A 16,088-nucleotide genomic window follows, 5' to 3' on the forward strand; every position below is an offset into this window, starting at 1 on the left:
TGCTCAGACAAATATAAAAGGACTTTCATTTTGTTTAAAAAATTAAGATTTCTATTTATTTTTATTAAAAAGTAAATATTATTAATATTTACTTTAATTAATATATATGAATACAAAAAGATTTGAAATATTAATAGAAACAACTAACCTATACAGCAGTAGCAAAGCTGAAATCATACAGTTAAATAGAAATGAAAAAACTTTCATAGATGAGGATAAAAAATCTATCGAATTAGCTGAGGCTATTTTGGAAAAGAGAGGTATGTTTCATTTGTGTGACACTATGGATTATATCTTGAACAAACTAATAAATGATAAAAAGCTTTTTGAGGAAATGAAAGATAGAGGTACAAGTATAATACGTCTTTTTTCTTTGTTATCAAAGTATTATGGTAATTTCAGGTATGATACTACAACAAGAGGAGATCGTGTTGTTAAGTGTGGCATGTCTTTGTACCGCCGTTACGGCACTTCCAACACAGCACCTGTGGAGTACTCTATACTTACTAATCCTAGTTTTTATCTTAGATACACTGTGTTTAATGATAATAATCCTGTTATCAGAAATAGGTTAGCTAGAGACTTAACTAAAGATAAAACAAAATTAGACATTTTCGTAAATGGAATTTTAGCAATAAAGAGCTCGGATTTAGTATTGTCTTGTATCAACACAGTAGAGGCTCTTAATGGGGAAGCTAGAAATTATGTTAATTGCTTACAGAAAAGCAACATGCTAGATAAAATCTTAAATAAAGATGATACAGCACTTGAAAAATTAGCTCTAAAGGAGTTATTAAAACTTTCTATTTTGCAGAGTACTAAATTAGAATCTCCTCAAATTTCAAGTATGGAAACTCATCAACATTGTAATGGGCGGTAAGATTTAAAATATACTGAGGCTCATTTGAATATGAGCCTCAGTATCACTTAATTTTTATGTTAGCCTACTTTAACTTTATTTCACTTCCACCAAGGGAATATTATTCCAGATGCTACTGCAATAGTTATCAATAGAAGCGTTTAAGTAATCTGCATCAAAGCGCACAGGCAGGGAGTGTTAAATAAACCATAGGCGTCAAGTTAAGAGAATACGCCCAATATAGCAACCATTTAAGGTTTATTTATTATATTTATTTTTTAAGAAATCTTGATCTAAAATAAGATAATTTTTTTTAAGAGTCTATAAATTACTAATTTTATTGTTTAATATCTAAAATAATTTTTACCGCTTCTCTTCTTGTATCTTGTAAAAAGCATCTAATGTTTTAAGCTTAAGCATTAGGTGGAGGAGGGAAGAACTCTGTTTCTCCTCTTAGATATAAAATCTGTAAGAAAGATAAGAGTTCCCTCCTCAAAAGTATAGGCTGGACGGTATCGTAGAAAGACCTAAATGGCTCTAATTCTGTATCCACAAGGTTAGCATCGGACAGATACAAAACCTGTCAAACCAGAAAGAAACTCCTATTTTCTACTTTTTTGAATATAATTTTACGGAGAAGCGCTTCTGCAGTTATAGCCGAGTAGGCAATGGTGCCTTAGTGCTCGTAGGTTAGCATGGTTTTGGAAGGAAAATCACTGATGGAGTCTTTGAGACTACCTCGATTAGAAGAGCGTATAATTCAACCGTTCCAAGCTGAAGTGCTTTTCAATTATTATATGATGGAGGTTAGAAATGGCAAAAACAAAAAGTAAATTAGAGGTCTGATGCGGCAGGAATAGATATCTGTGCATTATGTATGTGTACCAGAAGGAAGAGATAAACAGAATATACAAAAATTCTGCTGCTTCACAGAAGATCTTTATAACTTAGCAAAGTGGTTAAAGAGGTGCAAAGTTACTACAATAGCCATGGAATCAACAGGAGTGTATTGGATCCCCTTGTTTCAAGTACTTGAATCATATGGATTTGAAGTAAAATTAGTAAACGCAAAATATGTTAAGAATGTGCCTGGAAGAAAATCTGATGATTGCCAGTGGTTACAACAACTGCATAGCTATGGACTGCATTTAGACCAGATAATCAAATTTGTGTATTACGCAGCTACGCTAGACAACGAGATAACCTAATAAAAAGTGCAGCAGCACACATTCAACGTATGCAAAAAGCGTTAATTCAAATGAGCATTCAATTGCATAAGGTGATAAGCGATATAACAGGAGTTACTGGCATGCAAATTATTAAAGCAATACTTGAGGGTGAAAGAAATCCAGAAAAATTAGCTGAATTAAGAGATGGACGAATAAAAAATGATAAATCTACCATTGCAAAAGCATTAACTATAGAGAGGAACACCTGTTTACACTAAAACAAGAGTTTGAGCTATACAATATTTATCAGGAAAAAATAGCAGAATGTGATAGAAGTATTGAAGGATATTATAAAACATTTGAGACAAAGTCAGGTGGGAACAAGCTATGTAATAAAATAAAGCGTAAGTCTACAAAACATAGGCCAAATTTTGCTATACACGAAGAACTGCATAGAATTACAGGTAGGGAAAAGTTCCAGGACTTGATGTAGTAACCATACAAACAATAATTTCAGAAACTGGCATAAACCCTAATAGATGGCGGACAGAAAAACACTTTTCATCGTGGTTAGCCCTGCCAATAAAATTACAGGAGAAAAAGTGTTTAGCACAAGAACGCGTAAAGTCATTAATCGTGCTGCAAATGCATTTCGAATAGCTGCTCACTGTGTATCAAGAAGCAACAGCGGAATAGGTGCGTACTGTAGAAGAATAAAGAGACGACTAGGTGCACCAAAAGCAATCACGGCTACCGCAAGAAAACTAGCATGCATTTTTTATAGTATGCTAAAGTATGGGTAAGAATATGTTGAAAAAGGAATGAACTATTATGAAACACGTTACAAAGAGAGAGTTAAAAAAAACTTGATCAAAAAAGCACAGGAATTTGGCTACATCTTAGTTCAAAAAGATGAACTGGTTGAGGGAGTTTCTTAGAAGGCTTACTTTTCGTTTTAAATGGTAACGTATGGGGTTATATATGATCAACAACTTTCTTGGAATTGATGTATCAAAAGATCGCTTTGATGTTTTTCTTTCATTCATAAGTAAAAAAGAAAAGCGTGAAACTAGGAAAAGGAGCTTTAAGAACGATGATCTTGGGTTTCAAGGTCTGCTGAGTTTTCTACAAAAGCATAATGTGGAAGAAGTAAAGGCATGCATGTGGTTGTTATAGCGAAGCTTTGGCTGAATTTCTGCACAATGCTGGACATTTTGTTAGTGTTGTAAATCCTTATTGTATTAAATCTTATACAAGGAGTAAGCTCGTAAGACAAAAGAATGATCAGACTGATGCAGAAATTATTGCTGATTATTGCCAAAGACAGGAACCAACTCGTTGGACACCACCTTCTTCTGAAATGAAAAAATTAAAACATCTTTATCGTTGCTCAGTTGCGTTAAAAGAATTAGTAAATAACCACCTAGAAAAAAAAGAGAGACTGCCTAAAGAAGTTGCAAATGCTTGGGAGGATCTTGCAACGAATATAGTTAAAAAAATAGAAATAATAAAAAACTCCATACGCAAACTATTAAAGCAGCACAAAGAATTGTTGGAAAATTTTCAGCTTCTATTGACTATTCCAGGAATAGGAGAGGAATCAGCAATAGCTATTTTAGCTGAAATCCCTGACATAAAAGCTTTTAGAGATGCCAGGCAATTGGCAGCATATACAGGAGTTATACCGAAAAATATAACATCAGGTTCATCTGTACATTCTAAACCAAGATTAAGTAAATCAGGTTACAAACATTACGTAAGGCCCTTTTCTTTCCTGCCATAGTAGCCAAGAATCACAATCCTATCATTGTGAGTTTTTGCCAAAGACTAAAGAAGAAGGGTAAGCATAATATGGCAATTGTGGGAGCGTAAGCTACTCCATATCATTTTCGGTATCCTGACATCCAAAAGTGCTTTTGATCCAAATCATATCAAGAATTACAGAACTAGGATGTTGACTGTAGTTTAAAATCAAAAAATGCTTCCAATCCATTCAACATATTCACTAACTGTAATCTGTGTACTGTTACACAATCAGAAGTATTTTTTGATTTTATGATACAGCTTGAGTAATTTTTTTGTTGACTAGCAAGACGGTTGTAAGTTGGAAATATGATATAAAAGAAGCAAGAAGGAAGGTAGCTCTATAAAAAAATATAGTTATCAAAGGCTTGAGCGACCGTAAGACGGTAGTATTACACATACGTAGATATCAAGGTACTCAAGCCTATCCTTCGAGACGTTTGAATAGTTGTTTGGGACATACATATGCACCTGTTTACAATCTTAAATTTTAACTTAAACTCTCGAGGTTCTTTATGGTTATATCTTATCAAAATTTTATTGGCATTGATATCGGAAAACTTGAATTTGTCATTGCAGTGAATGAACAAAAAAGTGTTATCAAGTTTGACAATAGTTGTTCTGGCTGGAAACAATTTTACCAAAAATTTTCAAATATCTTACCCAATTCCATGATAATTTTAGAAGCTACAGGAGGCTATGAGCTTGGCTTATTGTATTTTCTTATTGACAGAAACATTGCTGTGCATCGTGCTAATACTCGTCAAGTTAAAAACTTCATTCTATCTCATGGAACTTTGGCAAAGACTGACAATCTGGATGCAAAAGCGCTTGCCCAATATGGTGTTGAGCGTTGTGGACGTCTGCAGCTATTTACACCTATCTCAAAAGAACAAACCACCTTATTTACACTTTGTCAGCGTCGTGATGATATTACAAAAATGCTTGTTCAAGAAAAAAATAGGCTTAAAACTCCTGGAAATGATTACATTAAGGAAAGTTGTCAACAAACTATTGAATTCCTCAATAATCAGGTAGAAAAGCTTGATCAAGCTATACAAAAAATAGTCAATGAAAACCCTGAACTGAACCGATACCAGAAGATTCTTGAAACAGTTCCTGGAATAGGTAGAAAAACCTCTCAATGTTTATTGTGCCTTATACCGGAACTTGGTTCCTTAAACAAAAGGCAAGTTGCAAGCCTTGCAGGTGTTGCACCTCATCCTAAGGAAAGTGGTAAAGCTATTGGTTACCGAAGGATTATAGGTGGAAGAAGTAACGTTCGTTCAAAGCTTTTCACAGCTGCTATGGCTGCTAGAAACTCCAAGTCAGAACTTGCTGCTTTTTATTGTAAGCTTATTGATAGTGGTAAAAGAAAGATGGTAGCACTCACTGCACTTATGCGTAAAATTATAGTCATCGCCAATGCCAGACTTAAAGAAGCAATTAATTTGCATGTTTAGAAATTTACATGGCAATAATTAAAATTAGTTAATGAATATGTGCGTCCACACACACACTAAACGCACATATTCATTGGCTTAAGCAAGGTAGTAGCTGTTTGATATAAAATTCTATTCTTATACGACAAAATGGGGTTTTATTGCCCATATGAAGTTGCAAAATTACACAAATAAAAAATTTTTAAACATAGTTGATATCTTTCTTATTCCACTTTTCCTTAACTTGACGCCTATGCTGGCCGTAACTGTGTGTACTTAAATAATAGTTACCTTTCTCAAGCCTTCAACTCCTCAAATATTTCACTTGCTCTATTTAAAACAGAGTCAGGAAAACCGGCAAGTTTTGCCACATGTATTCCATATGACTCATCTGCAATACCCTCAATTACTTCATGTAGAAAGATTACCTCTCCATTCCATTCTTTTATTTTCACACAAAAACATTTCACATTTTCTAAGTATTCACCTACTTTAGTCAATTCATGATAATGAGTTGCAAAAATGGCGCGGCACTTATTTATATTGTGAATATGCTCAATTACCGCCTGAGCAATAGATAAGCCATCATATACTCCTGTGCCCCTACCAATTTCATCAAGTATCACCAAGGAACGATCTGTTGCCTGATTGACTATCGTTGCTGTTTCAATCATCTCTACCATGAAGGTAGAATAACCAGCTGTTATATTATCTGTTGCACCAACTCTGCTGAATATCTTGTCAATTACTCCAATGTGTGCACTATCTGCTGGCACAAATGATCCCATATGAGCTAAAATTGTGATAAGAGCGTTTTGCCTTAGGAAAGTGCTTTTTCCTGCCATGTTAGGACCAGTAATTAGATGTATACCAGCCAAACTTATGCTGTTTGCAATAAACTTATTGTTTACTTCAACCACTGGATGCCTTCCGCTACAGATATTAAATTCCTTACTATCGTCAATAATGGGTTTTACGTAATTGTTTTGTACCGCAAGCTCTGCAAACGCGGTTCTAATATCAAGTTTTGCCAAAGCATTTGCAGAAAGAGCAATTTTTTCAGATTCTTTAGCAATTTGACTACACAGTTCACTAAAAATTTTCATTTCTAAGCCGATTGCAGCATCACGTGCCGTAAGAATTTTATTTTCTAATTCTTTCAATTCATTAGTAGTATAGCGAACACTGTTTACTAAGCTTTGCCTATGAATAAATACATCTGAAGTTATTTTGTGATTTGCTGACACTTCAACATAATAACCGAGTATATTGTTGTGTAATATTTTTAGTGCAGCAATGCCAGTTAGGTCGCGATAAGATTCACGGAGTTTAGTGATCAGTTTGCTACTATTGTTCAGCACATAGGATAGCTCAGATAGTTCTTGATTATATCTTGGATTGATAAATCCTCCTTCTTTTACGGAACTGAGGTTATTATCAAGTACAGCACTCTCTAGAAGCTCGAATAGGTTTTTATGATTTCCAAGACTTTTATGTATTGTGCTGAATTCACTCTTGTCACTACTTATCACTTGAGTAGTAGACACTGACTCCTTTTCTCTAGTCAAGCACTGAAATGACATCTGAGAGTTAGCTGCCGGTTTTTCACTTAAGTGATAACTATGTAAGGTAGACAAAAGCTCAGATAACTCTAACGTTTTTCCAAGGCCAATTTTTAATAAATTAATGTCCTTTGGTGAACCACGCTCTAGCATCAAGCGCGATAATGATCTCTCAATATCTGGAATATTAGATAATATTTCCCGTATCTTTTTGCATGACTCATGGTGATTTACAAAAAATTCAACGGTGCTGAGCCTTAAATTAATTGCCTTAGAACAAGCAAGTGGTGAAGCAAGCATTTGTTTGAGCAGGCGTCCACCAGAGGCTGTAACTGTATGATCGATAACTGAAATTAATGAACTTTTTTTTTCACCAAATTGAGTTGAAAATAACTCAAGATTTCTCCTTGCTGAAGCATCAATAAGTATGAAATTTTGTTGTTTATAGGGCTTTGGCAACTCAAGTCTTGGAATGGAGCCCCTTTGCGTTACTCTAACATATTCAAGCAGCGCACCGCATGCCATAATCTCTATTTTACTGAATTTTCCTATAACTCCAAGCTCTCTGATTTTATAAAATTCGCACAGCGTTCTATGGGATTTATTATACTCAAAAAAACTCTGTGCATGTTGCGTAATCGATATCTTATAATTTTTCAAAATTGATCTAATTCTTTCATCTTCAGTGAGCTTTTCAGAGATCAATAATTCCCTTGGTGATATACGCAGTAAATCACTATCTAGAGCTTTCAAATTCGTTGTAGTGTGAAAAAATTTTCCCGTTGATAATTCGAGCCAGCCAATAGCATACTCTCCATTTTGTTCAACTATGGATGCGAGATAATTATTGCTTTTATCCTCCAGTAGTGAATCTTCCATAATTGTACCTGGAGTTACAATTCGCACTACATCACGTTTTACTATAGATTTATAGCCCCTCCTTTTTGCTTCATCGGCAGTTTCTAATTGATCACAAATTGCTACTTTAAATCCTAAATCTATTAGCTTATGCAGGTAAGATTCGCTACTGTGTGCTGGCACTCCACACATTGGTATGTCCTGTCCACACGCATTACCTCTTTTAGTAAGCACTATATTCAGCAACTTCGCAGCTTTAATGGCATCATCGAAAAATAATTCATAGAAATCTCCCAGTCTATAAAACAATAGATGATCCTTGTATTGAGCTTTCAAGTTCAAATACTGCTCCATCACAGGAGTGTTTTGTTCTCTTATTAAGTTCATAATACTTTTAAATATGTTAGCAATAAACTAGCTTTCTCTGGCATTGGTTATTTTATTATGGATCAATAATTTTTTTTAGCTATAGTACAAAAGCAAATAGTTTAAGGTAGGATTATGGCACATGAACGATTGTCAGAAATATTAAGTACAATAAGTGATTTAAATGAGAATAATATAATAGAAAGAGTAAAAGAGAAGTTGGAAAAAGAAGATCCAGGCACGTATGAAGAGTGGCAAGATAATGGATTTGACATAAATTATACATTCGATGATCAGAATACGTTTTTACATATAGCTGCTAGAGATAATCTTGTAAAGATGGCAGAGCTTTTAATAAAAAAAGGGGCTAATGTTAATACAGCAGACCAAGAAGGGTGTACTCCTTTGCATTGTGCTGCTCTCAATGGATATAAAGAGATAGTAGAGTTCCTGTTAGAAAAAGGGGCTAATGTTAATGCAGTGGGTCAGGATAGAAGTACTGTATTACATCATGCTGTTTCTGCTGAAAATTGCCAAGTGGAAATAGTAAAAACCCTCATAGAAAAGGGAGTTAATGTTGATGTAGCGGATAGGTACGGGCGTACTCCATTATGCTGGGCTACTAGAAATGGCCATTTAAAAGTAGTAAAAATTCTATTTGAAAAAGGAGCAGATCCTTTATTAAAACATAAAAGTTTTGGCACATTAAAGCTCTTTATTAAATTAATAAAAAATGGATTTGAGCATCCTAAGAAAGCAGAAGAAATACAGCAACAAGAAGATGATGAATATGAATTGGTTAAATACTCATTGCTACTTCGCAATGACTGTTCTTTAACTGATGTTGTTGAAAGAAGTGCATTTGGTAAGTTGATATCTACGTGGCTTGCTGATATGTCCAACTTAACAGAAAGTCAGAAGGAGTTGAATAAAAAATTTTTAAGCATTTTTAAAGATTTTCCACATGTTACTTATAAGGATTATAAGAATGATGTTGAAAAAATTAAAAAATTTTTACTAGATCATAAAAGTAATCAAGATCTAAAAACCATCCTCAACCTTAAAAGAGGAGAATCTAAACTGACAATACTGCATGTGCTATCAACTATGGAATGTGGCAATGCAGAAGAATTCATGAATTTACTTTTAGAGGCAGAGACTGATCCTAATGAAAAAGACGCTACAGGAAGAACGCCTTTGCATTATGCGGCGCGTCCTGGTAGTTGTAGTAAAATTGTGGGTTTGCTTCGAGAGAAAGGAGCTAATCGTGATATACAGGATAATAAAGGGAAAACCCCAATGGAAATCGCAATTAATAATCCCAATTATTACACTAAAAAGTACCTTTTAACTGATAAGGAAAAGAGTTTACTTAAAAAATCACGCTCTGCTTTTGGAAACCCTACCAAGCAACAAGAGCTTTTGAGTGAATACAAGAATACTCAAGATTTTGAAAGGATTTGCCACTTTTTTGGTTGGGAAGAAGGACCACAAATTGGCGCCAAGGATGTTCTTTATGGAATTTTTCGTAAAAAAACACAAGTTGACCATAATGGAAAAAAGCGTTCGTGCAAGAGTATAAATCTATGGGATAAGTCCTCTATAGATAAACAAAATCTACATGAATATTTTGGTGAATTAGATGAAGTTCAAGACATAAATCAGTTAGAACAGGTTGTAACCGAAGCTATAGAATTTGGGGTAAGGTTAAATTTTTCTTGCGATGGAAATATATATATGAATACTTATGAAAGTAGGTATAATTTTACAGATTATGTAATAAAAAAAATTAGTGAATTAAAGATTTTTCAAGTTGAAAGGGACATAGAAGTTGCTAGTCGCATAGTATGTCATTTGGTATCAAAAGGGGCAGTACTTGAAACTCTGAGTAGTATAATTGTAATTGATAAACTAGAGAAGTTTGAAGGACACAAAGCTAATCTGAAAGAAGCACGTAAAAGATATGTACGTTATTCTCTAAGGTTTTTGGAAGCTGCAAAAAGCGCAACTACTGGTACGGTAAAAGAGGCAAAAATGGACAACTTCACTTTCTACTTGAAATGCTCAAAGAATAGTACAGTCAAGGTTGCGAAAGTCATAAATGGAATAGGTGAAAGCACAGAATTGCGAAGAGACGTGATAGCGATCGGTGAAAGCGAGATAGAAATTTTAACGAAAAATGGAGTAAGAAATTATACTAACCTTAAGGGTAATATAGTACTAACTTTACATACTGATTTGGGAAAAGTAGATGTTAGATTGTATCCTGATGTGCAAGATAAAAATAAAATTATAGTAGAAGTAAGTAATAAAGAGGAAACATTGGAAAAGTTCAAAAATTATAAAGAAGAGTTAGGTGAGAATTGCTTGCTTGGCGATTATTCTGTCTACGATGCTATTGAGCAGGGGTATTTTGAGTATGAAGAATTGAAATCTTCTGAAGTAATTAGCTTACATGAGGAAGTTTTAAAAAAAGATTCCAAACATGGTGTGAGTTCTTCATTAAGAAATATATCTTCATCTCCTATTGTACAACAGGGCATAGAGAAAGTTCGTTCGCAAGGTTAGTGTTGCTCAGCTTAAGTTTAAATTGCCAAAGAGTGCAAATTTTATGATATTAAACGAGCTAGGCTGTATGCTCTCAGAGTGTAATAGTAAGGACTTAGTATAAATAAATCAGGGAGCATTGAGAACATATAAATTCAAAAGGAGTAAGACCTTTAAGAGTTTTGAGTCTTTTAGCGTAATTATAACAAAGGCATAAAGATGCTCTTTGAGTTGCTCGGTAGTTTAACTGTAGCATTCTTTAAGGTTTTATTCATACGTTCAACTTGTCCAAGACTTTTGTCAAACGGTGTTCAATATCATGTTCTTCACAAACTCTATCAAATATATGTTGAAAAGCATATTTATGACGCTTCTGATTAGTAAATTGTATACCGTTGTCTATCAAAACGGTACGGATTTTATATGGTAAAATTCTAATCAAGTTACGAAAAGCTCAGCAGCTATAGGTTTTATAGCGCTTTCGTGAAGCTCAACATAAGCAAATTTGGACGTTCTGTCTATAGCAACAAACAAATGCCTTCCTCAGTTCTGATATCAATATGAAAGTAGCCGATAGGATATTGTTTGAACTTCTTTTTAGGCTGGATGTCTCCATCAATGTTTGGTAGTCTACTAATCTCATGCCTTTGTAAACAACGATAGACTTCTTTCAAAATTGTCACAGGGAGTGTAAAATCGAATATTTGAAAGTGTGAAATATAAGCGTCAGACAAACAAAATCTGTCAAATCAAGAAGAAACACCAAAATTTAAGTTTAGCAATTTTCGGGTATAGTTGTGCAGGGTAAGGTCAGTAGCAGAGTATGAACGTGCAAAAATTATGGAACGTAATCGCAGGGGAAAACTTCATGCAGCTAAAACTGGCCGTATAAGTGTAATGAGTAATGCACCTTATGGTTATCGCTACATAGCAAAACATGTAGGTGAAGGAAGTGCTCAGTTTGAGGTTGATGAAGAAGAGGTAAATGTAGTGCGTAAAATATTTAGTTGGGTTGGTCAAGAAAGAGCAAATATAGGAGAGGTTGTACATAAACTGAATAAGATACCGATAGTAACACGAACAGGGAAAAGCTATTGGAAAAGGAAGCACTATTTGGAACATGTTAAGAAATCCTGCTTATATAGGACAAGCAGCTTATGGTAAAACTAAGACATGCTCAAAACCACAAGTAAGGAAATCAAAAAAAGGAACTTGTGGCAAGCTTAAAAGTGGTCGCTTTAATAGTGATAAAGAGAACTGGACTTATTATTCCAGTGCCAAAAATAATCAATGAGAATTTATTTGATTCAGTGCAAGCACAACTAGCTGAAAATAGACAAAGAGCAAGAGTACGGCAAAGAAGAGAAACGTATTTATTACAAGGTTTAATGGTATGTCAACATAATCAAACACGTGAAAAGCAAGAAAGTAAATTAAGATTAAGTATCAAAAAATTTATCGATAGCTATGCCAAAGGGTTTATAAGCCAAGAAGAATTTGAGCCAAGAATTACAACAATGAAACAGCATTTAAAAGAAATTGAGGAGGAAAAAGAAAAAGTACTTGATCAAAAGAAATTACAACAAGAATTGAGCCTTGTTACAGATAGCTTAAAAAACTTTTCCTCAAGTGTTGAATCAAAACTTGATCTGGTAGATTGGCAGACTAAGCAAAATATTATTAGAATGTTAATTCATCAAATTGAAATCAATCACAACCACTTATACATAGTATTTCGCATAAAAAGTCTTGCAAATCTTGATCAAAATAGGCATAATAAAATTATGCAATGTTGTACTAGTCGTACAGACACTGGGATCCAGAGGACTGACCAGGCAATAAGAACTGTTCACGCGCTGGAATGACACCAAAAAGGTCTTACATTCTTGTTAGCGCAATAATACTGCTTGGGTAATACAAAATAGATACAATTTAACTCAAACTCACTTTTAAATTTTTCGCTGCCAATATTAATGATTCATTAAAGAAGCTATCAATATCGCCAACACTACCTATGCTTTTTGTACTGATAATTCTTTTAACTAGATTAGATAAAACTTTGTTAGGCCCAATTTCAACAAATTTATCAGTGCCACGGCTTGTCATATATAAAACCATCTCTCTCCACCTGACTCTGCTTACGACTTGCTTAGCGAGTAAAGCTCTTATGATTTCTGGATCATTTTCCTCTTTAGCTGTAACATTTGATACAAAAGGAATCGAAGGGCGAGTTATGTTGACGCTCTCTAAAAATTCTAGAAGTTTTTCATCAGCGGGTTTCATAAGAGATGAGTGAAAAGGTCCACTAACTTGTAATTTAATCATTTTCTTCACACTCGAGCTTTTAAACAAATCAGGTAACATTTCAAGGGCTTCTGCAGTACCACTTACCACTACCTGCCCACCACCATTATCGTTTGCAATCTCACCTTCAATTTTAGCTGATTTCAATATATCTTCTACTTCGCTTATTTCTGCTCCAAGTAGCGCAACCATTCCACCTTTACATTTTAGTGAAGCTTCATGCATTGCTTCGCTACGAACTTTTAACAATTTAACTGCAGACTCAAGCGTCAATGCCCCTGCAGCACATAGCGCTGTATACTCGCCAACTGAATGCCCACAAACATATTTAACATTGCAACCAGAAAAAAAGGGCCTACCAAGCACATGCTCCATAACACGTAGTGTCGCAATTGACACTGCCATGATAGCTGGTTGAGCATTCTCTGTAATGGTTAATTCTTCAATAAGACCGTTGAAGATCAAATGAGACAGCTTTCTACCTAATGTGTTATCTACTTCATCAAATACTTGTCTTGCAACTGAAAACTCATCATATAAGCTCTTTCCCATTCCTACAAATTGAGAGCCCTGACCAGGAAAAGCAAAAATCATAATAAATTCTTCATTCTTCACTAACAATACTACTTTATTTATTTTTTGTCAATATTTCACAATAATGATTGACTAAATCAATCCTATTCACTAGAATGTGACTTGATAAAAAGTTGTAAGCAGCAATGGCAGAAATCAGTTATCACAAAGTTATTATAGTCATGACAGACGGTCAAGAGTTTGAAACTTATTCCACTTATGGAAAGGAAGGTCAAAGAATAAAACTTGATAGAGATCCTCTTACTCACCCTGCATGGACTGGAAGCTTGACAAGCGGATCAGGAGACAAGGATAGTAAAATAGCTAAGTTTAATGATAAATATGGGAGTCTTTTCTAGTTTTCTCCTTCTTTATTAAACATGTATAAATATAAAAATATAGGCTATATTGCTTCTTCATCACCAAATTCTCAGGAAGTATCTCAGTTATTACAGAAGTTCAATTTTATCAATATAACAGAGAAAAGTAAGTTCGAAATTGATCTACTTATAGTCATTGGGGGCGATGGTTTTATGCTACGCACTCTGCACAACTACGTCATAGGAAATAAAGATGTACATGTGTATGGAATAAATACCGGCAACGTCGGGTTTTTAATGAATAAATGCTTTAAAGATCTAATTGATCATATAGAACATGCAGTCCCTACTCAGCTAACTTTACTAAAAATGGAAGCCACAGACACAAGCGGCAAAAAACACCATTACATAGCAGTAAATGAAGTGTATGTCTTCAGAAAAGCAAATCAAATAGTGGAGATGAATATTACCATTAATGATAAGCTAAAAGTAGAAAAATTCAGAGGAGATGGAATAATATTGTCTACTCCCACAGGCAGCACCGCATATAACTTCTCTGCCGGCGGGCCAATTCTGCCACTTAATTCAAATTTATTTGCACTGACTTCCATCAATAGTTATTACCCAAGGCATTGGAATGGAGCGCTCATATCAAATGACACGATAGTACAAATTGACATTAATAATATAAAAAATCGTCCAGCACTTGTAGTATCAGATTATAAAGAATTCCATGATATATCGCAGGTAAAAATACAAAAAGAACAGGAAAACACAATAACTTTGCTCTTTGACAAAGATTGCCCTCTGAATGAAAGGATCTTTGATCAGCAGTTCTTATACTAATATTTATCCTTAAATTAGTATTTACTGTATTTTAATAACTATCGCGTAATTAAAGAGCATTGTAATTAATTTTGGAGCGAATATGCCTGAAACAGTAGATGAACATCAAACTAAACCAATTTCTTGTACAACGGAGGGTGAAAATAGTGCAGCAACTCCACCAACACCAGCACCTAGAAACACAGTGTTACAAACAACCGATGAAAATGAAATTTCACAATCTACAAATTCGGCTAGCGAATCAAGTTCTGATGAAGAAGGGCAAGAAACATCAAATGTGGCCATTCCAGAACATATTTATGCATCCATAGATCCAAAAACAAAATCTCCAAAAAAGAGTTCAGATAGTGGAGTAGGTAATCCAAGCCTAAGAAGATCATCTTCTGAAGGGACGATATATAGCGAACCTTGGGATAGTAAAATATTAGAAGATTTAGAAAAATCATCAAGCAAAAGCTCTGATAATCAAGGTACACCTTCAACTCCTCCACCTTCATATAAGACGGATGGCTCTGAAAAGTCTTTGTCTACAAATAGCGAATTTAAACTGCAAAAAAACAGATCCTGGCCAAGAGCAAAATATGCCATGCAGCAGAAGGGTTTTGTAATTTTTAGTGCAACTGCTATTGTACTTGGCACATCTGCAGCTTTAGTGCATTTACAAGATAAAGCAAAATTTATTGCGTTCTTTGCAAACAGTCCGCTCTATACTATTATACCAGTTATTGCAATTGCTTCATTGCTCGCAATTAGTCCAATGTTTCTTGGAATAAAACAGTTTGTAAATACCAAAGAATATCAAGCTCAAGGAAAAAATGCAGATGAAGTTTTAGATAACGTATTGAAGTGTCAACGAAAAGATAAAGCTATAAAGTCTGTAAGACTGAAATACAGCAATGGCACTCATTCAAATTTTGTACTTAATGCTTGGGAATCTAAGAATGACTTCATCAACATTGACGAAAAAGTAATTAGTAAAACTAATAAAATAGAGTCCTTAATTAATAATAGGCCTATATTTACTACATTATTAACTGGCGTAGTTGCTGCAAATGTAGCACTTCCTTTAGGGCTACTTGCAACAAATGGTGTTAATGGTGTACAAAAATTTTACCAGAACCCTTTGACTAATGACATAGGACTATCATTACTTATAGGCTCAGGTGTACTTGCATTATTAATTTTGTGTCTTGGTGTACATTACTATAGAAAAACAAATTGTACTAATCTTATATATTCTCGGGAAAAGATTGGCGCTGAAGGTGTTAATGAGAAATTCACTCAGGAAATAAAACAAGAAAGAACAAAAGTTCTTGAAGAAAATCATAGTAAAGATGCTAAACGCAGCAGTTTAACGCTTGAGCAAGTTATAGTTCAATCTCACAATTATCCAGATGTTATTTACGGTTGGTAGATGAATTTCAATGCCCCTTATTGGC

General features: G+C 34.4%; 11 protein-coding genes and 3 pseudogenes. 11 read left to right on the forward strand and 3 right to left on the reverse strand.

Translation table 11 applies throughout. The features are described from left to right. Positions 1–106 precede the first annotated feature (106 nt). From ABLO99_RS08065 to ABLO99_RS08085, 4 genes and pseudogenes are all read left to right on the forward strand, one after another. The gene (locus ABLO99_RS08065; protein WP_349967597.1) at positions 107–880 is read left to right on the forward strand and encodes a hypothetical protein; all 774 of its coding nucleotides are present in this window, start codon (positions 107–109) and stop codon (positions 878–880) included. Between the two features lie 842 nt (positions 881–1,722). Further along, positions 1,723–2,966: pseudogene (locus tag ABLO99_RS08075) on the forward strand (IS110 family transposase); the annotation flags it as partial. A gap of 43 nt (positions 2,967–3,009) precedes the next feature. Then, positions 3,010–3,997, forward strand: a pseudogene (locus ABLO99_RS08080) (IS110 family transposase). Positions 3,998–4,346: 349 nt separating this feature from the next. Then, positions 4,347–5,294 (forward strand): IS110 family transposase, encoded by a 948-nt coding sequence (locus ABLO99_RS08085; protein WP_349967103.1) that lies wholly within the window; start codon positions 4,347–4,349, stop codon positions 5,292–5,294. Between the two features lie 275 nt (positions 5,295–5,569). Here ABLO99_RS08085 and mutS read toward each other — a convergent pair whose 3' ends face one another. After that, positions 5,570–8,080: a DNA mismatch repair protein MutS gene (gene mutS, locus ABLO99_RS08090; protein ID WP_349967599.1), complete on the reverse strand. Its 2,511-nt coding sequence runs from the start codon at positions 8,078–8,080 to the stop codon at positions 5,570–5,572. Between the two features lie 114 nt (positions 8,081–8,194). On the opposite strand from mutS, the gene ABLO99_RS08095 reads away from it, so the two are divergent. Beyond that, positions 8,195–10,627, forward strand: coding sequence for an ankyrin repeat domain-containing protein (locus ABLO99_RS08095; RefSeq protein ID WP_349967600.1), 2,433 nt, complete (start codon positions 8,195–8,197; stop codon positions 10,625–10,627). A 94-nt stretch (positions 10,628–10,721) separates the two neighbouring features. On the opposite strand, the pseudogene ABLO99_RS08100 reads toward ABLO99_RS08095, so the two are convergent. Continuing rightward, a pseudogene (locus ABLO99_RS08100) lies at positions 10,722–11,298 on the reverse strand (IS481 family transposase); the annotation flags it as partial. 103 nt (positions 11,299–11,401) lie between these two features. Here ABLO99_RS08100 and ABLO99_RS08105 point away from each other — a divergent pair. Genes ABLO99_RS08105 through ABLO99_RS08115 form a run of 3 tightly spaced genes read left to right on the forward strand, consistent with a single transcriptional unit; the run spans position 11,402 to position 12,471 of the window. After that, positions 11,402–11,770 carry a recombinase family protein gene (locus tag ABLO99_RS08105; protein ID WP_047759186.1) on the forward strand — a complete coding sequence of 123 codons (369 nt, stop codon included), beginning with the start codon at positions 11,402–11,404 and terminating at the stop codon, positions 11,768–11,770. After that, complete coding sequence (locus ABLO99_RS08110; protein ID WP_349967601.1) at positions 11,727–11,900, forward strand: hypothetical protein; 174 nt, start codon at positions 11,727–11,729, stop codon at positions 11,898–11,900. The genes ABLO99_RS08105 and ABLO99_RS08110 overlap by 44 nt, the downstream gene beginning before the upstream one ends. Next, positions 11,821–12,471, forward strand: coding sequence for a hypothetical protein (locus tag ABLO99_RS08115; protein ID WP_047759187.1), 651 nt, complete (start codon positions 11,821–11,823; stop codon positions 12,469–12,471). Before ABLO99_RS08110 ends, ABLO99_RS08115 begins: the two co-directional genes overlap by 80 nt. A 67-nt stretch (positions 12,472–12,538) precedes the next feature. On the opposite strand, the gene fabD is transcribed toward ABLO99_RS08115, so the two are convergent. Further along, entirely contained in the window at positions 12,539–13,504 is a 966-nt protein-coding gene (fabD, locus tag ABLO99_RS08120; RefSeq protein ID WP_349968529.1) for an ACP S-malonyltransferase, read from the reverse strand. Between the two features lie 125 nt (positions 13,505–13,629). On the opposite strand from fabD, the gene rpmE reads away from it, so the two are divergent. The 3 genes from rpmE to ABLO99_RS08135 all read left to right on the forward strand — a co-directional run bounded on the left by rpmE (position 13,630) and on the right by ABLO99_RS08135 (position 16,063). After that, positions 13,630–13,842: a 50S ribosomal protein L31 gene (gene rpmE, locus ABLO99_RS08125; protein ID WP_047759189.1), complete on the forward strand. Its 213-nt coding sequence runs from the start codon at positions 13,630–13,632 to the stop codon at positions 13,840–13,842. A gap of 21 nt (positions 13,843–13,863) precedes the next feature. After that, complete coding sequence (locus tag ABLO99_RS08130) at positions 13,864–14,649, forward strand: NAD kinase (RefSeq protein WP_349967602.1); 786 nt, start codon at positions 13,864–13,866, stop codon at positions 14,647–14,649. Positions 14,650–14,731: 82 nt separating this feature from the next. Continuing rightward, complete coding sequence (locus ABLO99_RS08135; RefSeq protein WP_349967604.1) at positions 14,732–16,063, forward strand: hypothetical protein; 1,332 nt, start codon at positions 14,732–14,734, stop codon at positions 16,061–16,063. Positions 16,064–16,088: the final 25 nt, after the last annotated feature.

The organism is Wolbachia endosymbiont of Armadillidium arcangelii, assembly GCF_040207875.1.
Taxonomy (GTDB): Bacteria; Pseudomonadota; Alphaproteobacteria; order Rickettsiales; family Anaplasmataceae; genus Wolbachia.

Coding starts and splice junctions, on each gene's coding strand:
- ABLO99_RS08065 (WP_349967597.1), top strand. CDS start 107: ATGAATACAAAAAGATTTGAAATATTAATAGAAACAACTAACCTATAC.
- ABLO99_RS08085 (WP_349967103.1), top strand. CDS start 4,347: ATGGTTATATCTTATCAAAATTTTATTGGCATTGATATCGGAAAACTT.
- mutS (WP_349967599.1), bottom strand. CDS start 8,080: ATGAACTTAATAAGAGAACAAAACACTCCTGTGATGGAGCAGTATTTG.
- ABLO99_RS08095 (WP_349967600.1), top strand. CDS start 8,195: ATGGCACATGAACGATTGTCAGAAATATTAAGTACAATAAGTGATTTA.
- ABLO99_RS08110 (WP_349967601.1), top strand. CDS start 11,727: ATGTTAAGAAATCCTGCTTATATAGGACAAGCAGCTTATGGTAAAACT.
- fabD (WP_349968529.1), bottom strand. CDS start 13,504: ATGATTTTTGCTTTTCCTGGTCAGGGCTCTCAATTTGTAGGAATGGGA.
- rpmE (WP_047759189.1), top strand. CDS start 13,630: ATGGCAGAAATCAGTTATCACAAAGTTATTATAGTCATGACAGACGGT.
- ABLO99_RS08130 (WP_349967602.1), top strand. CDS start 13,864: ATGTATAAATATAAAAATATAGGCTATATTGCTTCTTCATCACCAAAT.
- ABLO99_RS08135 (WP_349967604.1), top strand. CDS start 14,732: ATGCCTGAAACAGTAGATGAACATCAAACTAAACCAATTTCTTGTACA.